At 37.6% G+C, this 22,829-nt stretch carries 19 protein-coding genes; 9 read left to right on the plus strand and 10 right to left on the minus strand.

The genetic code is table 11. The features are described from left to right. Positions 1–4: 4 nt before the first annotated feature. The 3 genes from ACFO5T_RS08625 to ACFO5T_RS08635 all read right to left on the minus strand — a co-directional run bounded on the left by ACFO5T_RS08625 (position 5) and on the right by ACFO5T_RS08635 (position 8,155). On the minus strand, positions 5–3,295 hold the full coding sequence (locus ACFO5T_RS08625) for a VCBS repeat-containing protein (protein WP_380033621.1): 3,291 nt from the start codon (positions 3,293–3,295) through the stop codon (positions 5–7). A gap of 86 nt (positions 3,296–3,381) precedes the next feature. Then, complete coding sequence (locus ACFO5T_RS08630; RefSeq protein ID WP_380033623.1) at positions 3,382–4,998, minus strand: RagB/SusD family nutrient uptake outer membrane protein; 1,617 nt, start codon at positions 4,996–4,998, stop codon at positions 3,382–3,384. A gap of 19 nt (positions 4,999–5,017) precedes the next feature. Then, the gene (locus ACFO5T_RS08635; RefSeq protein WP_375252822.1) at positions 5,018–8,155 is read right to left on the minus strand and encodes a SusC/RagA family TonB-linked outer membrane protein; all 3,138 of its coding nucleotides are present in this window, start codon (positions 8,153–8,155) and stop codon (positions 5,018–5,020) included. Positions 8,156–8,677: 522 nt separating this feature from the next. Between ACFO5T_RS08635 and ACFO5T_RS08640 the strand changes: the two genes are divergently transcribed. Beyond that, on the plus strand, positions 8,678–9,913 hold the full coding sequence (locus tag ACFO5T_RS08640; protein WP_380033626.1) for a BaiN/RdsA family NAD(P)/FAD-dependent oxidoreductase: 1,236 nt from the start codon (positions 8,678–8,680) through the stop codon (positions 9,911–9,913). A 10-nt stretch (positions 9,914–9,923) separates the two neighbouring features. Then, positions 9,924–10,454 carry a DUF1697 domain-containing protein gene (locus tag ACFO5T_RS08645; protein WP_380033628.1) on the plus strand — a complete coding sequence of 177 codons (531 nt, stop codon included), beginning with the start codon at positions 9,924–9,926 and terminating at the stop codon, positions 10,452–10,454. Here the strand turns inward: ACFO5T_RS08645 and ACFO5T_RS08650 are convergent. Continuing rightward, positions 10,447–10,923 (minus strand): TspO/MBR family protein, encoded by a 477-nt coding sequence (locus tag ACFO5T_RS08650; RefSeq protein ID WP_038598834.1) that lies wholly within the window; start codon positions 10,921–10,923, stop codon positions 10,447–10,449. The two genes, ACFO5T_RS08645 and ACFO5T_RS08650, sit on opposite strands and share 8 nt — an antisense overlap. 92 nt (positions 10,924–11,015) lie before the next feature. Here ACFO5T_RS08650 and ACFO5T_RS08655 point away from each other — a divergent pair, with 92 nt between their 5' ends. From ACFO5T_RS08655 to ACFO5T_RS08665, 3 genes are read left to right on the plus strand one after another with little or no spacing between them, the layout of a single operon-like run. Further along, positions 11,016–12,098, plus strand: coding sequence for a diphosphomevalonate decarboxylase (locus ACFO5T_RS08655; RefSeq protein ID WP_380033631.1), 1,083 nt, complete (start codon positions 11,016–11,018; stop codon positions 12,096–12,098). A 29-nt stretch (positions 12,099–12,127) separates the two neighbouring features. Further along, entirely contained in the window at positions 12,128–13,066 is a 939-nt protein-coding gene (locus ACFO5T_RS08660; RefSeq protein WP_299147758.1) for a mevalonate kinase family protein, read from the plus strand. A 37-nt stretch (positions 13,067–13,103) separates the two neighbouring features. After that, the gene (locus ACFO5T_RS08665; RefSeq protein ID WP_380033633.1) at positions 13,104–14,009 is read left to right on the plus strand and encodes a geranylgeranylglycerol-phosphate geranylgeranyltransferase; all 906 of its coding nucleotides are present in this window, start codon (positions 13,104–13,106) and stop codon (positions 14,007–14,009) included. A gap of 84 nt (positions 14,010–14,093) precedes the next feature. Here the strand turns inward: ACFO5T_RS08665 and ACFO5T_RS08670 are convergent, their stop codons facing one another. From ACFO5T_RS08670 to aspS, 3 genes are all read right to left on the minus strand, one after another. After that, entirely contained in the window at positions 14,094–14,288 is a 195-nt protein-coding gene (locus ACFO5T_RS08670; protein ID WP_035326968.1) for a cold-shock protein, read from the minus strand. A gap of 92 nt (positions 14,289–14,380) precedes the next feature. Then, positions 14,381–14,647, minus strand: a complete 267-nt coding sequence (locus ACFO5T_RS08675) for a hypothetical protein (RefSeq protein ID WP_035326970.1) — start codon at positions 14,645–14,647, stop codon at positions 14,381–14,383. A 144-nt stretch (positions 14,648–14,791) separates the two neighbouring features. Then, positions 14,792–16,540, minus strand: a complete 1,749-nt coding sequence (gene aspS, locus ACFO5T_RS08680) for an aspartate--tRNA ligase (protein ID WP_380033636.1) — start codon at positions 16,538–16,540, stop codon at positions 14,792–14,794. Positions 16,541–16,768: 228 nt separating this feature from the next. Between aspS and ACFO5T_RS08685 the strand changes: the two genes are divergently transcribed. Then, positions 16,769–17,542, plus strand: coding sequence for a DUF3050 domain-containing protein (locus ACFO5T_RS08685; RefSeq protein ID WP_380033638.1), 774 nt, complete (start codon positions 16,769–16,771; stop codon positions 17,540–17,542). 79 nt (positions 17,543–17,621) lie between these two features. Here the strand turns inward: ACFO5T_RS08685 and ACFO5T_RS08690 are convergent, their stop codons facing one another. Further along, positions 17,622–18,368 (minus strand): uroporphyrinogen-III synthase, encoded by a 747-nt coding sequence (locus tag ACFO5T_RS08690; protein ID WP_038598855.1) that lies wholly within the window; start codon positions 18,366–18,368, stop codon positions 17,622–17,624. Positions 18,369–18,396: 28 nt separating this feature from the next. Then, entirely contained in the window at positions 18,397–19,053 is a 657-nt protein-coding gene (locus ACFO5T_RS08695) for a DUF4271 domain-containing protein (protein WP_380033640.1), read from the minus strand. Between the two features lie 108 nt (positions 19,054–19,161). Here ACFO5T_RS08695 and ACFO5T_RS08700 point away from each other — a divergent pair, with 108 nt between their 5' ends. From ACFO5T_RS08700 to ACFO5T_RS08710, 3 genes are read left to right on the plus strand one after another with little or no spacing between them, the layout of a single operon-like run. After that, positions 19,162–19,884 carry a polyprenol monophosphomannose synthase gene (locus tag ACFO5T_RS08700; RefSeq protein ID WP_380033642.1) on the plus strand — a complete coding sequence of 241 codons (723 nt, stop codon included), beginning with the start codon at positions 19,162–19,164 and terminating at the stop codon, positions 19,882–19,884. Between the two features lie 2 nt (positions 19,885–19,886). Then, positions 19,887–21,227 carry a dihydroorotase gene (locus ACFO5T_RS08705; protein ID WP_380033644.1) on the plus strand — a complete coding sequence of 447 codons (1,341 nt, stop codon included), beginning with the start codon at positions 19,887–19,889 and terminating at the stop codon, positions 21,225–21,227. Further along, complete coding sequence (locus ACFO5T_RS08710; protein ID WP_084811663.1) at positions 21,227–21,724, plus strand: DUF4296 domain-containing protein; 498 nt, start codon at positions 21,227–21,229, stop codon at positions 21,722–21,724. The genes ACFO5T_RS08705 and ACFO5T_RS08710 overlap by 1 nt, the downstream gene beginning before the upstream one ends. Here the strand turns inward: ACFO5T_RS08710 and ACFO5T_RS08715 are convergent. Beyond that, the gene (locus tag ACFO5T_RS08715) at positions 21,721–22,710 is read right to left on the minus strand and encodes an NAD-dependent epimerase/dehydratase family protein (RefSeq protein ID WP_380033646.1); all 990 of its coding nucleotides are present in this window, start codon (positions 22,708–22,710) and stop codon (positions 21,721–21,723) included. The two genes, ACFO5T_RS08710 and ACFO5T_RS08715, sit on opposite strands and share 4 nt — an antisense overlap. Positions 22,711–22,829: the final 119 nt, after the last annotated feature.

Raw genomic sequence — 22,829 nt, forward strand, 5'->3', positions numbered from 1 at the left:
AAGTTTATTCTTCTTTTCTAAGAAACAATGGAGTGTCATTATTTCTACCAACGATGATGTATTTTTCTCCAGATATCGTTGTTGTGTCAATGCTTCTGGAAGCACCTAAAATATTGAATTTTGTCCTTTCCGCCACGTTAAAAAAGCCCTTTTTATCATTGTAAAGGACAATACCTTTTGAGCCGTCTAACCTGCCTAATTGTGTACTTATCTGGTAATCATTACCTACTAGAAGGAGATCGTTATAACCATCATTATTTATATCATCTACAAGTATGTCGTGTACAGATGAGATTTGTGCTGGTAATGGTAATTGTCTTTTGGTAAAGGTGCCATCTCCTTTGTTTTCAAAATAAACAGAGGCAAGCTCTGTGACTCGTTTTACTGTTGCGGTTGTAAGCTTGTTGTTAGGTAGTAAATCTTTAAATTCCGCTTTCGCGAAAGCGTTATAAGAAAGATACTTTTTATTGAGTTGTGGTAGCTGTTTTACAAGTTCGTCTTTTGTGGCAATAGTCGTCTCTGCTCCTTTGTAGAAATAGGTTACTATAGGGTCAAGTTTACCATTATCATCAAAATCTTGGATATATAACTGTACTGGCGCTCCCTCCGAAGCCTTGAGACGGGTGTTGAGTCCCCAGTTACCAGCAATTATGTCAAGGTCTCCATCATTGTCAAAGTCTTCTACTTCTAACGAATTAAACCACCCTCTAGCGTTTTCTAGGCCATTATTATATTGTTTTGAAAGCTCCTTACCGTTATTGAGCAAAATTGTGGGAGCCATCCAGTGACCTGCAACTACTGCGTCTGGATAACCATTATTATCTATATCTTGCCACTGTATGTCACGCACATTACCAATGTCTGTAAAGTCTGAGCTATAACTTTTTGAGATATTACTAAAGTTACCTGCACCATCATTACTAAAAAGATATTGTTGCGGTGTCGTCCCAAACTCTTGAGGGATAACATCACTTGTTATAGAAAGATCTAGGTCACCATCTTGATCTAGATCTACTGCACGAACAGTAGATGCATTTACAAAGATGTTGTCGAAAGCTTTTTCAGCTTGTTTAAGCCCTTCTTGAGTATTGAGATACAACCTAGGTTGTAGCGCACTGCCGGTTTGTATCTCATTACCACCACTCACAATGATAAGATCGTTGAGCTCGTCACCATTTGCATCAAAAATGATAGCGTCTATATCTTCGGTAATTGCGTGTGTGCGATCATTAGGAAGTTCTTTTTGAGTAAATTTTCCTAAAGTGGTTTGCAGTTGTAACGAAGTTATTTGAGATTTTGCACCTAGGGTTATAAAATCTTTTAGGCCGTCATTATTTATATCACCTATACGTATGGCTTTGCTAAGATTAGTAGAACTATATGGCACTAAAGGATTGCGACTAAACTCTACGGTAGCATTTTCATTATGACGAAAAGGAATTAGGGTGTCATTTATAAAACGTGTTATAGGTGTTATCTGTATACTATCATAAAAATCGCCAGAGGCATTTTTATAATCTAGAGTTATCTTTTGGTTAGAAATAATAGTGTTTAGCTTTTGTGTTTTTCCGCCTGGCCATATCACTCTTAAAGAGTCTATGGTATTCACAGTATCTAGACCTATAAATAGTTCAGGAGCAACAGATGACAGAAAGCCACGCGTAGTATAATTTTCAAAGTACTGTTTACCTTGCGTACTGTATACCTCCACCTTTGCACCGATACCAAATTTATTGTGATGCGGACCATTAAAGGCCACTTTAAGATAGTTTCTTGTGGTGTCTATTTGTTGTGTCTTATTCTCCAGTATGTAAGCAGCTTCATTTACATTATTTACAATGAGGTCTAAATCTCCATCGTTATCTAGATCTGCATATGAGCTTCCATTACTAAATGATGTTTTAGGAGCTATCCAGTCTGATGAGGTGTTTATAAAAGTTGCGTTTCTATTATTTTTAAAGAAGTAATTTTCTGTTTTTTTGCTAGGTATTTCTTCTATAAAAGGAAGTTCACCATCAGTCATATTTTTACCTAGACGTTTCTGAATATTATCATTAGAGATAAAATTGATAAAGTCCATATCGTTAGTAGCTCCTAGTATGCCATTTGTAATGTAAAGGTCTTTATGTCCATCATTGTCAAAGTCTGCTAAGAGGGGAGACCAGCTCCATTCTGTACTCGCTATGTTGCTCAAAAATGCCGTTTCGGTAAAGGTAGCAGCGCCGCTATTTATGTGTAGCGTGTTCTGCATAAATTGTGGTTTGTAGCCTTGCTTTAGATTATTTGAAAATATAGGGTAGTTATATTCGGCACCAGATGTTTTTAAGGTGTATGGATCTTCTGGTAACATATCTACAGATATGATATCAGAAAGGCCATCATTATTTAAATCTGCTATATCATTTCCCATAGAGAAGTGCGAGGTGTGACCTAAAACTCCTGCACTGCTATGTATTTCTTTAAAGGTGCCGTTTTTTTGATTTAGGTACAAATAGTCATCTTCAAAAAAGTCGTTCCCAATATATATGTCTGGATAACCGTCGTTATTAATATCGCTAATACTAATTCCTAGGCCGTAGCCTATTTTTGATGCATATATATTCGCTTTCGCGGAAGCGTTATAAAAAACACCGTTTCTATTTTCTAGCAGTCTATCGCCATTTATAGTATCCCTAGTTTCTCGCTGGCTACCTCTGCCAAAGTAAGCATTGGGGTACAGTGAGTGTGATAGTATATATGCATCAAGGTCACCATCTAGGTCGTAATCAAAAAAAGCTGTTTGTGTGTTGAGACCATCTATATTTAATTGATAGGTTGACGCTTCTTCTTTAAAAGTAGGTACTCCATCTGTAAGGCCTTGATTTATATATAGTTTATTTGAGCCTTTAAGATTGAGGTGGCCAGATACTTTGGAGATATAAATATCTAGATATCCATCATTATTTATATCTACTGTAGTAACGCCAGTGGTCCAGCCGTCTCTGTTGGTTATACCAGAGGAGGTGGTTATATTTTTAAATTTTAAGTCACCTAGATTTAAATATAGATGATCTTGTTGAAGATTTGAAGTGAAGTAAATGTCTATTAGGCCATCGTTATTAAAGTCGCCTGTAGCAACGCCAGCACCGTTATAGTAGTAGAGATAATTAAGTATGTTAAGCTTTGGTGATTTTGTAAGTTCATTTGTAAAAGTGATCCCAGTATCTATTTTATGTACAAAGCGGTAATTTTTCTCTGGCTGCGAGCAGGAGAAAAGAAACATACATAGTAGGAGTAGGGGTAATGAAGTTTTCACTTAGATAAATTACTTATGAGAATGTAATATATAAAAAGAGGGTTAGAAAACTCTAACCCTCTTTTAAGCTAATTATTGTACCAAGTTTAGTAGCCTGGATTTTGGGTAAGGTTAGGGTTTAAAATAAGCTGACTTGCTGGGATAGGGAATAAATTCTTATCAGTATTTCCTACAGCAGCAGGGTCTTTAAGTTGCCAGTCTGAAGTAAATTGACCAAAACGGATCAAATCATTTCGTCTCCAGAATTCTGCATAAAACTCACGACCTCTCTCATCTATAATATCTTGAGCAGTAACAGAACCTAAGGCTGTAGCTCCTCTTAATAATCTTAATTCATTTACAAGTGGTGTTGCATCACCTCCAGAACGGAAGATTGCTTCTGCCTTCATCATATGTGCATCAGAATATCTGAAGAATATCTCGTGTGGAGTAAATCCTCCATAGCGAGCAGCATACTTTTGAACACGTATACCTGTAATTTCGTTATTGTTAATAAGGCTTATGTTTCCATCTGCATCAGTAAAGTCTCTTGTAAAGAAGAGTGGGTTACCTGCACGATCTTGTAATGGAGTACCATCATCTGCATATTGTTGTCCAATTAAGAATCCAAAACCAATACTTGTTCCATCTGCAATACCATTGTCATTACCATCAGTTCCTTCTGGGAATTCTGCAAGAGTAAGACCTGATGTTGGTACAAAACCTCTTCTTTCTTCTTGACCGTTTCCTGGCTCATTATTATTAGGATCTCCTTCAAATAAGTCATAATAAGATGCAAGTGTTGAGAATCCATTCCATCCACCTCCAGCAATTTCTGGGGACATATTGTAGTGAAGACCATTCCAGATACGGTTACCTACACCTGTAGGGATAAACCAGATTGTTTCGTCATCAAGTTCTTCTCTGAAAATATCAAAATATCCATCTTCAAGACCATAAGCTTCTGCCTGTATTTGGTCTACTAATGATACTACTTGGTTCATATCTGCACTATCTGCAGCTTCATTACCTAAGTATATATGCTTGTTAAGAAGCACTTTTGCAAGAAGGTATCTTGCTGCCGCTTTAGTTGCTCTAGAGTTACCTGATCCAGGTCCACCAGCTGGAAGATCTGTAATTGCAGCGTTAAGGTCAGAAACGATTTGATCTACAGCTTCTGCACCAGTTAAAACAACAGGGTTAACAGATAGATTTTCTTCTGGATCTCTTACTGGGACCTGTCCAAAGTTATCAAGTACTACCCACATACCTAATGCTCTTAAAAAGTAAGCATCTGCTTTGTTTTGAGTAGACGAGTTAGTTAGACTTGAAAGTACTTGTGCAGATTGGAAATGTAATGAGTTCCACTGTACGAATGTATTAAGAATGAACGTGTGAGTTGTTAACCAGTTGTGCTGGTGTAACTGTCTCCATATTCCGTTATCACCCCAGTCAGATCCTCGAGTAGGTACAACAGCAGCATCAGTAGTTACTTCAGATAAAGCAAATAAGTTTGCTTGGTCTCCTATGTAACCATTAAGTGATCCGTACATATTGTCTATGAAAGAATCTGGATCTGTAACACCAGCAAAACTAGCGTCTGTTACAATACCTGCTTCGTTTCCTTCAATTTCGAGATCGGTACAGCCTACAGTGAGTGCTGCCACCGCAAAGATGCCCACAATATTGCGAACCATCTTTGATAAATTTTTGTTGTGTTTCATAATTCTTCTTTTTTTTTATTTAAAATCTTGCATTTACACCAAGTGTGAATGTACGGGCTCTAGGGTAAGAAGCGTAGTCGATACCCGCAGTAGGAATCGCAGAAGCATTAAGAGAACCAGTGTTTTGGCTTATTTCTGGGTCAAGACCACTGTAATCTGTAATTAAGAATAAATTTTGTCCAGTAAGGCTTAAACGTAAAGAATCAAACATCCCTTCACCGCTTAATGGCCAGTTATATCCTATAGAAGCACTTTGCATTCTAATAAAATCTCCTTTCTCAAGGAATCTTGTAGATACAGCAACTGTAGAGTTTGCATTCTCATTGCTGGCTACTACATCTTGAGTTACGTTACCACCAATAGAAAGAGCAGACTTTGTAAAGAAAGCGTTTGCAGTACCGTTGTATACAGAGAATCCAAACTGACCGCTAAAGTATGTAGCGATGTCAAAGTTCTTATAACGTGCATTAAGAGATAAACCTGAAGTTACTTTAGGAACAGCATTCTCTCCCACAAAGAATTTGTCAGAATCTGGATCACCTACACCGTCACCGTTAAAGTCTCTATATGTTGGGTTACCATCTCCGTCAAATCCTGTAAACTCAGCCATAAAGAATGAGAATAATGGTTGACCAGCTTCAAGTTGTTGTGCAAATGCACCAGTAAGTCCATTACCACGTATTGCTCCAGTTGGGATGCTTAGTGGTGTGTCTTGTACTTCGTTTTTGTTATACGCGATGTTGAAGCTAGCTCCAAATCCGAAATCATCCGTATCAAAGAAATCATAGTTTAATGATAATTCAACCCCTTGGTTAAGTACAACACCATCTTTTAAGTTTTGGAAAACTGTTCCTCCGCTTCCTGCAGGTGCAGCAACATCTTGATTAAGTAATAAATCGCGAGTTTCTTTACGGTATACGTTTACAGAACCGTTAAGACGATCATCATTAAATCCAAAATCAAGACCTACGTTAAAGTCTGTTGTTTCTTCCCACTTAAGGTCAGGGTTAGTAAATGCTCCGTCAATAAAAGTTCCAGGAACTCCTCCTGCCAGTACATTAAGGTTGTTGTCAATTCCTGCTCCTGCAGCTCTCTCGATCTGTAAGAACTGTCCAAAACCAAGACCATCTTGTGATCCTACAATACCAGCACCTAGTCTAAGTTTTAATGTAGAAATATTATCTCCTACAAAATCTTCTTCAGATATCTTCCAAGCAAATGCTCCAGAAGGGAAGTAACCATAACGCTCATTATCACCAAAACGTGAAGAACCATCTGCTCTAAATGTACCAGTAAATAAATACTTATCTGCAATAGTATAGTTAGCTCTTACAAAATAAGATTGTAACTCATCTACAGAGTCAAAGATACCAGCTGTATAAGCAGGTAATAAACGTGTAAAGTTTGTAGGTAATTCAAGACCAGTTTGAACCTCTGGAGTTAACCTTGTTAAATACGTACCATCTGCACCGTATCCAAATACAGCATATCCTCCATCAAGTACATCATCTACTAATCCAAACTGACGACTTAAAGCGTCTCTAGTTTGCTCTAGTGTTTGAGATCCAAAACCAGCAGCATTTGAGAAATAACCGCTATTGTCAAACTCTTGGTAAGAATAACCAGCTAAAAGATCTAAAGATGAGTTTCCAAAGTCTTTCTTATAGTTAAGTGTAGCTTCAAGTAGTGAGTTTTTATTTTCGGTCTCTGTAAAACCTCCACGACCTATTCCAGAAGTGTTAGGAAGACCTACTATGCTAGAAGAGTAAATTGCACTACCCTCTGCATCTGTCTTATCATATCCTACAGTTACTTTTGCGCTAAACTCATCTGTAAATGAATAATCTGCAGAGATGTTTGCTAGTAATCTTTTACTATTTGTTCTACCCTCAAAGTACTGAAGTAAACTTGCTGGGTTAAGTACACCTCCACCTGGATTAAAATCTGGATCAGAAGGGAAAGTAGGGTTACCTCTTAGTGCAGCACCTATTAAATCTCCAGTAGAACCAGCAGTACCATCTAGTGCAGGGTTCTCTCTGTTAATACGAGAGATACTACCTTGACCAGTAATTAAAAGTTTGTCATTAAGTAAACGCTGTGAGAAGTTTAATCTACCTGCGATACGCTCAAGGCTTGAGTTTTCAATCACACCGTTGTTGTTTCCGTATCCAAAAGATGCACGTAAGTTACCACCAGTGTAACTCTTAGAGTAACTTAAGTCAGTCTGTCTTGAGAAAGCATTACGAGTAATGTAATCTTGCCAGTCTGTGTTACCACCTTCTACAAGAGGAGTAGCTCCTATTGCATCTGTAGCATCAAGAAATTGTTGTCTGTTAAGTAGGTCATAACTATTTTGTGGCTTTGCAGAACTTACAGAAGAAGTTAGTTCCCAAACACCTTTAGACGCTCCACGTCCAGCTTTAGTTTGTATAATGATTACACCGTTTGCTCCTCTTGATCCGTAAATCGCTGTAGCAGATGCATCTTTAAGTATAGAGATACTTTCAATATCGTTAGGGTTAATAAAACTTAGCGGGTTACCACCAGTAGCACCACCTTGTACATCAGCTCCAACACCTACCGTAGGGGCTCCTCCACCAGAAAGTGGCACACCGTCTACTACAAATAATGGGTCGTTACCAGAACGTATAGAGTTGTTACCACGTATACGTATAGCAATACCTGCACCCGGCTCACCAGAAGATTCTGAGATTTGTACACCGGCAGTTTTACCTTGTATAAGTTGCTCTGGAGATTGAATAACCCCTTGGTTAAAATCTTCAGACCCTACGTTGTCTACAGACCCTGTAGCATCTTTAATAGTAGTAGAACCGTACCCTATAAGTACAACTTCGTCTAGTGCGTTATCTGTTGCCAAAGAAACATTTACAACACTTCTACCTCCTACAGCTACTTCTTGAGTAGCAAATCCCACATAGCTAAATACTAGGGTAGCATCGCTAGGAACATTGTTAAGACTGTAGTTACCGTCAAAATCGGTTGTTACACCATTTGAGGTACCTTTTACAATTACGTTTGCTCCCGGTAGCGGGCCATTTTCTTCAGTAACTGTACCTGTTACTGTTTGGGCTTGGGCAATCCCTACAAAGAGAATTGCGACAAACAAGAGCATACTTTTAAGTATTACTTTCTTCATAAGAATCTTGTTTAAAAATTAGTTTGCTTAGTTTTTTTATGAGTAATTACCTCATTTTAAAAGCTAAAAATATGTAAATTTTATGTTAAGACCATACACATTGCCCGATAAAGTTACGAAAACGATTTCGTGTGAACAAACCCATTTTAGTAGGAATTCAGTAAAAAATGGTAATCAAAATTCGTGTTTTCGCATAATTTTATGGGTGTAATCTCTAAATGAAAAACGATTTTTTAAAACCTAGCTATTTAAAACACCTTTTCGTAATGTTTTCGTAACATTAGTAAATGTTAAAATTTCAACTTGTAAAACAAGTGATGCGGGTCCTATAATTGGTTTTACGCTTTCGCGAAAGCGTACTCATATTATTAGTCACTTTGTTTAATATCCTTAGAGCTCCTTAAGTTGCTATTTTAAAAAAGTATTTAATGATGGGGCCACACTAATATAGAAGCAAAGTAAATTGTATAGCAAAGGCTTTAATAAACCTATCTTTACAAACGTATTATTCCAGATGTTAAGATGAATAGATTTGATATACTTATAGTAGGTGGTGGTGCTGCTGGTTTTTTTACAGCTATTAATCTTGCCGAAAAAAATCCGCAACTCAAGATTGCTATACTTGAGCGAGGTAAAGATGTCCTTACTAAGGTTAAAATTTCTGGTGGTGGTCGTTGCAATGTTACCCACGCAGAGTTTATACCTAAGGAGCTTTCAAAAAAATATCCTCGAGGTGAGAAAGAGCTGCTTGGGCCATTTCATACTTTTATGACGGGTGATACCATAGCCTGGTTTGAAGAACGTGGTGTCGAGCTCAAGATAGAAGAAGATGGAAGAATGTTTCCAGTAACAGATTCTTCGGCCACTATTGTAGATTGTTTTATCTCTCTGGCAAAAAAGCATCGCATTGAAGTGCTTACTAACCACGCGGTGCAAGATGTAGGTTTTGATGACGCTTTCGCGAAAGCGCAAACTACCAACACCTTTTTTGTAAAAACTAGTAAGGGTGTGTTTACTTGCGATAAGCTAGTGATGACCACAGGTAGTAACCCTAAAATGTGGAAACTCCTCGAAAAACTAGGTCATACTATTACTAACGCCGTACCGTCACTTTTTACTTTTAATATAAAAGATAAACGTATTGAGGGGTTAATGGGTGTTGCAAAAGATGTCACTATAAAAGTACTTGGTATAAAGCAAAAGTCTGAAGGGCCATTACTTATTACACACTGGGGGATGAGTGGCCCGGCCATATTAAAACTGTCTGCCTGGGGAGCGAGAGATCTTGCTGCTATTAATTATAAATTTGACATACAGGTAAACTGGCTGCAGCATTACTCGCAAGAAGAGGCACTAGAGATGCTTATGGAGCTCAAAATGGCTCACGCAAAGCAGTCGCCTCACACCTATGCACAGTTAGACTTACCTAAACGCCTATGGCAAAGTTTACTTATTGCAGCTGGTGTTCAGCCCGTCATAAAGTGGGCAGAGCTTACAAAAAGCCAACTTCAATCTCTTAGTAGAGAACTTACTCAATCCAGATACAAGGTAGATGGTAAGAGCACCTTTAAGGAGGAGTTTGTGACTGCTGGAGGGATAAATCTTAAAGAAGTACACTTTAAAACCTTTGAGAGTAAAAAAGTAAATCATCTTTATCTCGCTGGAGAGGTGCTCAATATAGATGCAATCACAGGCGGGTTTAACTTTCAAAATGCCTGGACGGGAGGCTATCTCATTGCTCAGGCTATAGATTCTTAAAAGTAGATTTATGAATACGTTTATATGTTTACTGCGCGGGATTAATGTGGGAGGTCATAAAAAAGTCAAGATGGCAGACCTCAAAACTCTCTTCACTTCGCTTGGATATAATGATGTGGTGACTTACATACAGAGTGGAAATATAATATTTAAATCTCACGAGAAAAGTATAGATGAGATAACAGCTGTTATAAAGAAAGCTATTGTAGATGCATTCGGTTTTGAGGTCCCAGTGTTTGTGTTCACTCGTAAAATGCTCACTCAGGTTTATGAGAATTATGTGCTCTCACCAGAATATATAGCGTCAAGTTATTTTGCATTGTTACATACCGTGCCCAGCCCAGAAGATATAGCCCTTGTAAATAATCTAGAGTTACCTAACGAGCACTTTATAGCTACAGAAAATTGTGTTTACATATATCCAGAGAAAGGATACGGAAAAGCAAAGGCGACAAACACTTTTTTTGAAAAAAGATTGAACGTGCTTGCTACAACCCGCAATTATAAGACCATCGTAAAATTGCTAGCACTTTCTAATTAAGACGCCAGATTTCAAAATTAAGAGCAGTTGCAAAGGCAAGCCATAGTAGGTAAGGAATAAGTAATGCAGCGCTCCATCGATTTACTACTTTAAACCATTTTATAGTAAATATCACTAAGATAAATAGTCCGCAAATTGCTAGTAAGGCAAGAAACGGCTCTTGCCACCCAAAAAATATAATACTCCACATTCCATTAAGGATGAGCTGAAACCCAAAATGATAAAGGGCCGTTTTTACCCATTTGTGATAAAATCCTCGATTCCAAACTATACCGGCGGCAATCCCCATAAGAATGTATAAGGTAATCCACACGGGAGCAAACACCCAGTTAGGAGGACTCCAGCTAGGCTTCATAAGACTAACATACCAGTTGTCTATGCTAGATTGAGTAGCTAGAGAACCTATGGTGCCTACAAGTAGGCAAATAATAATGCTTAGCACAATACGCACTAGTAAATCTTTGTTCATAAGGAAAGGATTGGTCTTAAAGGTAGTAAATATTCTTAGACGTGTCTAAGCGTTGATATTGCTATCTTTGCTTATATATCTATAACCACCCTATGATCGAAAGCGATTTTATACCCTCAGAAAATTATAAAGTACTTACACAAGGATCTGTCACTTACCAGTCTCCTAGTAATATAGCCCTTGTAAAATATTGGGGTAAACACGGTGAGCAATTACCACAAAATCCTAGTATAAGTTTTACGCTTTCTAACTGTCACACTACGACCAAGCTTTCTTATAAAAAGACTGCTAGTACTACTGGTGAGATTGAGTTTGATGTACTGCTAGACGGCAAGTCTGAGCCAGATTTTAAACCTAAAATTGCAAAGTTTTTTGAGCGCATAGAGAAGTATATACCTTTTGTTAAGGAGTACTCGTATGTGATAGATACTACAAACTCTTTTCCACATAGCTCAGGTATTGCAAGTTCTGCTTCTGGTATGAGTGCGCTTGCTTTATGCCTTATTGAGATAGAACGACAGAGCAATCCAGATATGACGCCCGCCTATTTTTTACAAAAGGCTAGCTTTCTTGCAAGACTTGGTTCTGGTAGTGCGTGTAGAAGTCTAGATGGACCTCTAGTGGTATGGGGTAATCATAAAGAGATATCTAATAGTAGTGATATTTTTGGCACAAGTTATAATGGCAATGTACACGATAATTTTAAAAATTATCAAGACACCATCTTACTTGTAGATAAAGGAGAGAAACAAGTAAGTAGTACAGTAGGTCACGGCCTTATGCACGGTCACGCTTTCGCGAAAGCGAGATTCTCCCAGGCTCACGATAACTTATCTGAGCTTATGCGTTTTTTTGAGGCAGGAGATGTAGATGCGTTTATAAAACTAGTTGAAAGTGAAGCACTCACACTACACGCAATGATGATGACCAGCCACCCTTATTTTATATTGATGAAGCCTAAAACGCTCGAGATTATAAATGAAATATGGGATTATAGACAACAAACGGGCTCAAAGGTGTGCTTTACACTAGATGCTGGCGCAAACGTACACGTGCTTTATCCCGAAAATGAGAAGCATAGTGTACAAGACTTTATAGCCACTAAACTTTCAAAATTTTGCCAAAACGGCCACTATATCAATGACTTTGTGGGTAATGGCGCAAAAAAAATGTAAATTTGTAACTAGTATTAAGAGCACCCCATATGAAAGGCCCGTTATTTTATTCTAAGATTTTACTTTTTGGCGAGTACGGAATTATAAAAGATTCAAAAGGACTTGCTATTCCTTATAACTTCTATAACGGAGCGTTAAAGATAGAGGAAAATCCTTCACAAGAAGCAAAGGACTCAAATGAGAAGCTTGCAAAGTTTGTTACTTATCTTAATGATTTACAAACAGAGCAGCCGGAGTTAGTTTCTTTTGATATCGATAAAATGAATCAAGATGTGGCTGCGGGTATGTACTTTGATTCAAGCATTCCACAAGGATATGGTGTAGGAAGTAGCGGTGCGCTAGTTGCAGCTATTTATGATAAATATGCCGTAGATAAAATTACCGTTTTAGAAAACCTTACAAGAGAGAAGTTGCTCACACTAAAAACAATTTTTGGTGGGATGGAATCATTTTTTCACGGTAAATCTTCTGGATTAGACCCTCTTAATAGTTATTTAAGTCTTCCTATACTTATTAATAGTAAAGATAGCATTGAGGCTGCAGGTATTCCTTCTCAAGCAGAAAAGGGTACGGGAGCCGTATTCCTTCTAGATAGTGGTATTGTAGGTGAAACTGCACCTATGGTAAACATATTTATGGAAAATATGAAGCAAGACGGTTTTAGGTCTATGCTTAAAGATCAGTTTGTAAAGCATACAGATGCCTGTATAGATGATTTCTTAAAAGGAGATGTAAAATCACTTTTTGGGAATGTAAAGCAGCTTTCTAAAGTAGTTTTAAGTAACTTCAAACCAATGATTCCTACAAAGTTTCACGACTTATGGAAGCAAGGTATTGAGTCTAATGATTACTATCTCAAACTTTGCGGTTCTGGAGGTGGAGGTTATATGCTAGGCTTTACAGAAGACCTTGAAAAGGCACAAGCAGCTCTTAAAGATCACAAGCTAGAAGTGGTTTACACGTTCTAATTAATTTTCATACATTTTTTATTAAACGAGATAGCTTATGCTTTCGCGAAAAAACAAACGTTTTATCCTTAAGTTAGTAAGTCTATTCTCTGTAGTAAGAGGTTACAATATTCTTATTATTGTACTTGCCCAGTACCTTACATCTATATTTATACTTGCACCAGATAAGAGGCTTAGTGAGATATTATTTGACTCTAACCTTTTCTTTTTAGTGCTTGCAGGTGTTTTTACTATAGCCTCTGGGTATATAATAAACAGCTTTTACGACTCAGAAAAAGACCTCATAAACAGGCCTAAAAAAACAATGCTAGACCGCTTAGTGAGTCAAAACACAAAGCTGTCTATTTACTTCACCCTTAATCTTCTTGCAGTTATAGCAGCTAGTTATGTCTCTTTTAAGGCTGTTGTTTTTTATGCGCTTTATATTTTTGGTATTTGGATTTACTCACATAAGCTTAAAAAGATTCCTTTTTTAGGAAATCTCGTGGCGGCAACACTTGCTATAACACCCTTCTTTGCTGTGTTTATCTATTATGGAAATCTGGCTCCAGTGATATTTGTACACGGGTCCTTTTTGTTTTTAGTGATAGCTATGCGAGAGATGGTAAAAGATTTAGAGAATCTTAAGGGAGATTTTGCACAGAGATATCGTACTATACCTGTAATGTATGGCGCTACTACTTCAAAGTGGCTACTGTCGTTGCTAGCTGGTCTTACAGTTATACCTGTATTCTTTCTTATAAACCATTTTAAGCTGGGTTATATGAGCTATTATTTTTATGGTAGTGTGGTGTTGTTGCTCCTTTTTCTTGCTATTTTATGGCAGTCTAAAGCAAGACCTCATTATGTGCTACTCCATAATATTTTGAAGTTTATTATAGTCGCTGGTGTATTCTGCATCATACTGCTGGATGCTAGCGTTGTTCTTAATCGAATTTTTTAGAACTACTTATTGTAAAAGTAAAGGCAATAAAAAAGCCCGCCATAGGCGAGCTTTTTTGTAATCGTAAAAAAGTATCTATCTTAATTATGACAGTACACTTACTTGTGCAGCAGTCAATCCTTTTCTTCCTTCTTCTTCTACGTACTCAACTTTGTCTCCTTCGTTGATAGTTTCCCCGTTAAGACCTGTAACGTGTACAAAGATGTCTTTACCAGTCTCGTCATTAGTTATAAAACCATAACCTTTTGACTCATTGAAAAATTTTACTGTTCCTTCCATTATAAAATATGTAATTAATAAAGTGCAAACTTACACTTTTATTTGTTAACCAATACTCGTGCCAAGATTATATTAATGTAAACTCTTTAAATTCAGTGCTTTTTATCCTTGGAGTTGTTAAATTCTTTCATTCTCTTAAAGGCGTCATCTGTAAGCATATAGTCGGCAACTTTGCGATCCTTCCATCTATGGTAGATAAATGTAGGCATCAAGATAAAGAAGCCTCCAGCGATAGATAGTCCTATAAACTTATGACCTAGAGCTTCATCTATGTTTGCTTTGCAGTAAAACCCATAAGCAAGCATACCCGCAAGAATAAAGAATAATACGATGATAAAAATACGCCTCACTTTATCCATCTAGTCAAAAAATGTAATGGTTATAAAGAAAGCAATAATAGCTAGTATTAATATACTTACCATAGTGATAGCTATCGTTTTAAGAACAGTCTTAAAGACTTTGCTATTGCTTTGTGATTCTTCGGTTTCCAAAATTATATAGGCTTAGTTGTTAAGCTTCAAATTCAATTCTTGCAGTTGCTCATTGTCAAGTGGAGCAGGAGCATCTATCATTACATCACGACCGCTATTGTTTTTTGGGAACGCAATAAAGTCACGTATGGTCTCTTGACCACCTAGTATAGCTACAAGTCTGTCTAGTCCAAAAGCAAGACCACCGTGTGGAGGTGCTCCATACTCAAAAGCGTCCATTAGGAAGCCAAACTGTGCTTTAGCCTCCTCTTCAGAAAAGCCTAGGTGACGTAGCATTATAGCCTGTGTTTCTTTATCGTGTATACGTATAGAACCTCCACCTATCTCGTTACCGTTAAGTACAAGGTCGTAGGCATTTGCTTTTACTTCACCAGGTTTTGTGTCAAGTAGACCTATTTGACCAGGTTTTGGAGAGGTAAATGGGTGGTGCATTGCGTGGTAATGTCCTGTCTCTTCATCTAGCTCAAGTAGCGGGAAGTCTATGACCCACAGTGGTGCAAACTCATCTGGCTTGCGTAGTCCTAAGCGCTCTGCAAACTCCATACGTAGTGCGCTCATCTGTGCACGTACTTTATTAGTCTCACCAGAGAGTATACAAACTAGATCACCTTTTTGAGCTCCTGCTACTTCTGCCCACTTTGCAAGGTCTTCTTGATCATAAAATTTATCTACCGAAGATTTAAAGCTTCCATCGTCATTACAACGAGAGTACACCATTCCTAATGCTCCTACTTGCGGGCGTTTTACCCACTCTATAATTTTATCAATTTCTTTACGAGTATAAGAGTTACCTCCTGGTACAGCTATACCTACTACAAGCTCTGCATTATTAAAAACGCCAAAGTCTTTATGTTGAGCAACCTCATTGAGTTCGCCAAATTTCATCCCAAAACGAATGTCTGGCTTATCATTACCATACAGACGCATTGCATCATCATATAGCATACGTGGGAACTTCTCAATCTCTACCCCATTTACTTCCTTAAGTAAGTGACGAGTAAGTCCTTCAAAGATGTTTAAAATGTCTTCTTGCTCTACAAAGGCCATCTCACAGTCTATCTGTGTGAACTCTGGCTGTCTGTCTGCACGTAAATCTTCATCTCTAAAACATTTTACAATCTGGAAGTATTTATCCATACCACCCACCATAAGCAATTGCTTAAAGGTCTGTGGTGATTGTGGTAGTGCATAAAATTGTCCTTCATTCATACGAGAAGGCACTACAAAATCCCGCGCTCCCTCTGGTGTAGATTTTATAAGGTAAGGAGTCTCAACTTCAATAAAATCTTGCTCAGATAAGTATTTACGTACCTCAAGAGCCACACGGTGTCTAAAGATAAGACTCTCACGTACCGGCTTGCGGCGTATGTCTAGGTAACGATACTTCATACGTAGGTCTTCTCCACCATCTGTCTCATCTTCTATCGTAAAAGGAGGAGTAAGAGAAGCGTTAAGTATCTCCAGTTTTGATACCAATAACTCTATATCTCCAGTAGCAATGTTAGGGTTTTTTGAATCACGCTCAACTACGGTACCAGTAACTTGTATTACAAACTCGCGTCCCAGTTTACGTGCTTCTTCCATAAGAGCAGCATCTGTACGTTCTTGGTCAAAAACAAGTTGTGTCATCCCGTAACGATCTCGTAGATCTACCCAGATTATAAAACCTTTATCTCTAGATTTTTGTACCCATCCTGCTAGGGTTACTTCTTTATTTACATCGGCGGCGCGTAGGCTTCCGTTATTGTGCGTTCTGTACATAATTCTTACTCAGTTTGAGATGTGCAAAAATAGAAATATAACAGGTCATTTTAAGGATAAGTAGCTATAAATGTTATTTCATAAAGTGGTGGGGTGATGAGTACGCTTTCGCGAAAGCGTAATAAGAACCCTCAAAGAAGATTTGCTGAAGAATTTTCACATTTTCTTTAGAGTCAAAAACCCTATTTATAATTGCTGCGTATTTATTTTTGTAAAATAAATCACGCTATGATTACAACAGTCGAAAAAGAGATAGAATCACTCCAGAAACAATTACTCAACCACCCACTTTATAAACGCATACATACTCCTGAGGATCTTGTTGTTTTTATGGAGCATCACGTCTATGCGGTGTGGGATTTTATGTCACTACTCAAAGCCCTGCAACGTGGATTAACCTGTACAACCTTACCTTGGAAACCGGTGGGCAATCCAGAAACCCGCTACCTTATAAACGAGATTGTGCTTGCAGAGGAGACAGATATTAATGCACAAGGGAAAAGAGTAAGTCATTATGAGATGTATCTAGACGCAATGAGAAAGGCGGGTGCAGATACAACAGCAATCACAGGAGTTGTTAATGCAGATTATAGGGCGGAGACACTGGCAGATATTACAGGTCACTTGCCAGAAAGTGTACAGCAATTTTTACAATTTACCTTTGAGGTTTTAATGGGTGGTAATCTACACGAGATTGCCGCAGCTTTTACCTTTGGGCGAGAAGATTTAATACCATCTATGTTTACAGCTATCATAGGTGAAATAGAAACGCACTTTCCAGAAAAGGACCTTGCAGATTTTAAATACTATTTTGACAGACACATAGAGCTAGATGCAGATGAGCACGGGCCTATGGCTCTTGAGATGGTGAGACAACTCTGTGGAGATGATCAAATAAAGTGGCAAGAAGTGATTACAGTTTCAAAGCGAGCACTAGAGGTGCGACTTGTTTTGTGGGATGGTATCTTAGAAGCGATTGAGGCACCATCACTGGTTTCATAGTGAGATGGGAAAGTGTAAATGAGACGTATAAAAAAAGCCTGCTAGATGCGGGCTTTTTTTATATAGTAAGTAGAAGCGTTTACTTCTTGTTTACAGATTTTATATACTTCTCTAGAGCCATCGTCATAGATGGAGTTTCTGGAGTAGGTGCCATAATATTAATCTCTAGCCCTGCTTCTTCGGCTGCTTTTACTGTCGTGTTTCCAAAAACCGCTATACGGGTATTCTTTTGCTCAAAGTTAGGGAAGTTCTTAAATAAAGAGTCAATCCCACTTGGACTAAAGAATACTAAGATGTCATAGAAAACATTTTCATATTGTGATAAGTCGCTTACTACCGTTTTGTAAAATGTAGATTGCATCCACTTTACACCTAGCTCGTCAAGCAATTCTGGTACTATAGGCTTAAACTTATCTGAAGATGGAAGTAAAAAGGTTTCGTTTTTATGCTTTTTGATAAGCGGTATAAGCTCTGGGAAGGTACGTTTACCTACATAAATCTTGCGCTTACGATATACTACATACTTCTGTAGGTAATATGCTACAGCCTCACTCTGGCAAAAATATTTTAAAGTATCTGGCACTTTAAAACGCATTTCTTCAGCTATTCTAAAAAAGTGGTCTACGGCATTACGACTAGTTAATATAATAGCCGTATAATCTTTAAGATCTACTTTTTGTAATCTTACTTCTTTTCCAGAAACGCCCTCTACGTGTATAAAGGGTATGAAATCTATTTTTACACGCTGCCTTTCTTCGAGCTCAAAATATGGTGAGTTATCAACCTTAGGCTTAGGCTGCGAAACAAGTATAGTTTTCACTTTCATATTGACTCCATTTTTTTAATTAGCCCTTTTACATTGTAATGAATTCATACAAAATGAAGTAGGGTCCAATTTCGAGAGTGCAAAAATACAAAATAAAATAAAAAGGATGTTTAAAAATTTGTTCTCTATACTGTCTTAAAAGTAAAAATTGTGATATCGTATAAATCACAATAATGAGTATAATGATGCTATAGATAAGTATATGAGGAGGTTCTAGTTGATAGACTATAAATGCACTACTGATTAATGCAAATAACCCTAACATATTTTTAACATTAAGACGCTTATAAATGAAAGGTTGCATCTTTTTATGAATGTCAAATGCATAAGTTGAAAGCCGTTCTGTTAAGAATTTCGCAATTTCAAAAGTTGAGTACCCCGCAAGGATGACGAGAAAAACGTCATAATTATCACGTATGAGCTTCTCTGTAGTAATACAAAAGGCAACATAGAGTAATAAAGATATACCTATACATTGTATGATCGCAAGAATAAGTTGTAATGGGTGGAATATATATACACCTCTTGATCTTGTTACAATAAATCGATCTGCTCCTGTTATGGTTATAAAGTCTTCAAAACGTTGTGCATATAAAAACTTTGCAACGGCTAAAAAGACCAAGGAGGTCACCAGTAAAATGGTGATCCAGTTTTGGTAGGTAATTTCGCGAAGTATGGTTTCCAAAATATACAGTCTTTATAGACCGTTAAAAATACTACAAATTCTTTCAAAAGGCCGTTTGTACAAGTAATGAACACTCTAAAATAAGTACATTTGCGTAAACAAGATTATATGGCAAACGCTGTAGTTATTATACCCACCTACAACGAGATTGACAATATTGAAAGGCTGTTACGCAATATTTTTGCCTTACAGAGGGCCTTTCATATTCTTGTGGTTGATGATAATTCTCCAGACGGTACCGCCCAAAAGGTACAAGAACTTCAAGGTTTTTATAAAGAAAAGCTATTTCTTCTTAATAGAGAAAAGAAGAATGGTCTGGGCACAGCATACATAGCTGGTTTTAAGTGGGCGCTGCACCAAGAGTACGATTATATATTTGAGATGGACGCAGATTTTTCTCATAACCCTAACGATCTTATAAGGCTTTATAACGCTTGTGCAAAAGATGGTGCAGATGTTGCTATAGGCTCTAGGTATGTGACAGGTGTAAATGTTGTAAACTGGCCTATGGGTAGAGTGCTACTAAGCTGGGGAGCTTCTAGGTATGTACGTTTTGTAACGCGTATGGATATTTATGATACAACTGCTGGATTTATATGCTATAGGAGTAAAGTGCTTAAAACTATTGATTTAGATAATATTAAATTTGTAGGATATGCATTTCAAATAGAAATGAAGTATAAAGCTTACTTGAAGAAATTTAAAATAGTAGAAGTGCCTGTAGTATTTACAGATAGAACAAAAGGAGAAAGTAAGATGAGCTCTGGTATTATTTCAGAGGCGATTTTTGGAGTTATTAAAATGCGTTTACAGCATTTATTTAAAAAATAAGTATGGAAAAAATATTAATTAAAGATGCACATATTGTTAATGAGGGATCTATCTTAAGAGGAGATATACTTATTCACAATGGGGTGATAGAGGAAATTGCAGAGAGTATAAGTGCAAAATCTGGAGATGTGCATATTTTTGATGCAGAGGGTCAATACTTATTACCGGGAGTTATAGATGACCAAGTGCACTTTAGAGAGCCTGGCTTAACCCACAAAGCAAACATAGCTACAGAGTCTAGAGCAGCTGTTGCTGGAGGGATTACTTCTTTTATAGAAATGCCTAATACAAACCCACAAACTACTACTGCTGAGAAACTGGAGGAGAAGTTTGAGATTGCAAGCAAGACATCTGCTGCAAACTATTCGTTTATGTTTGGAGGGACTAACGATAATCTTGACGAAATCTTAAAGGTTGATAAGAAAAGTGTTGCGGGTCTTAAATTATTTTTAGGAAGCTCTACTGGTAATATGCTGGTTGATAACGAGGCTGTACTTGAAAAGATTTTTAAGTCTACAGATATGGTTATCTCAACCCACTGTGAAGACGAAGAGACCATTAGAGAGAATCTAGCAATATATAAAGAGCGTTATGGTGATGATATACCTATGAACCTTCACCCTATTATTAGAAGTGAAGAAGCTTGTTATATCTCATCTTCCAGAGCGATAGCGCTAGCGAAAAAAACTGGAGCCAGACTTCACGTCTTTCATTTATCTACAGGTAAGGAAACAGAGTTGTTTGATAACAGCATCCCACTGGCCGAAAAGAAAATCACAGCAGAGGTTTGTATACATCACCTATGGTTTTCTGATGCAGACTATGACGAAAAAGGATCTAGAATCAAATGGAATCCAGCTGTAAAAACCGCGCAAGATCGTGATATGCTTTTTCAAGCATTGCTAGATGATAAGATCGATGTAATTGCTACAGATCACGCACCTCATACCATTGAAGAAAAAGATAACGTTTACACAAAGGCCCCGAGTGGTGGTCCTTTAGTTCAACACGCCTTGCCCGCTATGTTAGAGTTTTATCACCAGGGTAAAATATCTTTAGAAAAAATTGTAGAAAAGATGTGTCACAATCCAGCGATACTTTTTCAAGTAGAAAAGCGAGGCTATATTAGAAAAGGTTATAAGGCAGATCTAGTGCTCGTAGATCTTAATGCTCCTTGGACGGTTAAAAAAGATAATATTCTTTATAAATGTGGCTGGTCACCTTTTGAGGGGACTACTTTTAAGTCACGTATCACACACACTTTTGTAAATGGGCGTCTAGCTTACAAAAACTTTAAGGTGTATGATGAACTTTTTGGAGAACGTCTTACGTTTGATAGGTAATGAAAAAACTTTTTCTAATAATATCCATAGTGATTATTGGCGCTAGTTGTCAAGAAATTCCAGAGGTTCAAAAGCCAGAAAGTTTTATAGAGCAGCCCGTGATGGAAGAGATTCTTTATGAGTCTATATTAATTAATGCAGCTCAAGGATATAACATTGCAAAGCTTAAACTTATAGGTCTCAAACCAGACACTTATGTGTATGATAAGTTTGATATAGATAGTGCTACCTATGCTCAAAACGTAGCATACTATACCACAGATATAGATGCTTATAGAGAAATGAATGCAAAAGTACTCGATAGGATAAAAGCCCAGCTAGCTGTAGACGACTCTATAGAAACTGCAGAGCGCAAGCTTAAAGACTCTTTAAGAACAGCTAGAGCAAAGGAACTTCAGAAAGAAAAACAAAGTGAGCGTACTATAGAGGGTAATTCGGGATTACCTACTCGTACAGTTACAGACTCATTTGCCAGGAGATATCGTAAACAGAATTAGGAGTTTATATGTTTTGCTACGCGTCCTAAAGTTTCGACAAGAGGAGTAGGGGTGTATGCAAAACCTTCGCAAAGCTTTTGGTTACTGTAAACACTATTGCTTTGTAAAGACTTATAACTTAAACTTGTTATTTGTCTTTTACGAGTAAAAAGCCCTCTCATCGCATCAAGCATATTCAAGATTTTAAGAAAACCTGTAGAGATTGCTCTTTGAGGCGCTTTGGTCTTAAGAGTTTTTGCAATTGTGGTTAGTAGTTGTTGGTAAGATATAGTATGACCTACAGCAATATAACGCTCTTGTTGTATGGAGCTGGCCATTCCTTTTATCATTAAAGCACTAAGGTCTTTAACATCTATAATACCGGTAGATCCAGTAGGGTAGTATAGCTTCTTTTTAAGGATATAAGTAAATAAGGAGCCGCTACCAGAGGTGTAGTCTCCCTCTCCCAGTATGATGCCAGGGTTAAAGATGACAGCATTGAGTCCCTCTTCTGTGCCTCGCCACACTTCCATCTCGGCGCCATTTTTTGTGAGTGCATAAACAGAGTTTTCGGCATCTGGGTCCCAGTAGTTTTCTTCGGTAATCGGGTTATTTGGTGTGCTGGCTAGTGTAGCAATAGAGCTAAGGTGAATGAGTTTTTCTACACTATTGCTTAGGCTTAAGTTTACAACATTTGCGGTTCCCTCTACGTTTACTTTTGTGAGTTCATCAAATCGATAAGGATCAAAAGATATCAATGCGGCACAGTGATAAACGTGAGTTACGCCTGTAAAGGCAGCACTTAGGGCAGGTATGTCTGTAATATCTCCCAGTGTCCATTCTATAAGGTGTGTGTGAGATTCCGCTTTCGCGAAAGCGTAATACGCAAGCACTTCTTCCTTTTTATCCTCGCTGCGATATAATGCACGCACGGGTTTGCCACTTTCTATAAGTGAGAGGAGTAGGTGTCTACCTACCAGACCTGTGCTTCCGGTGATTAAAATCATATTGTAAAGATACGCGACACGAGGGTAATGAGGGCGTCTCTTATATAATGTCTTTTTCCAGAAAAAGGATGATCACAGGTGATGGCTTATTTTTATATTTGCCTTTGCAGTTAAAACGA

The sequence above is a fragment of the Dokdonia genika genome, assembly GCF_042652845.1.
In the GTDB taxonomy this organism is placed as follows: domain Bacteria; phylum Bacteroidota; class Bacteroidia; order Flavobacteriales; family Flavobacteriaceae; genus Dokdonia; species Dokdonia donghaensis.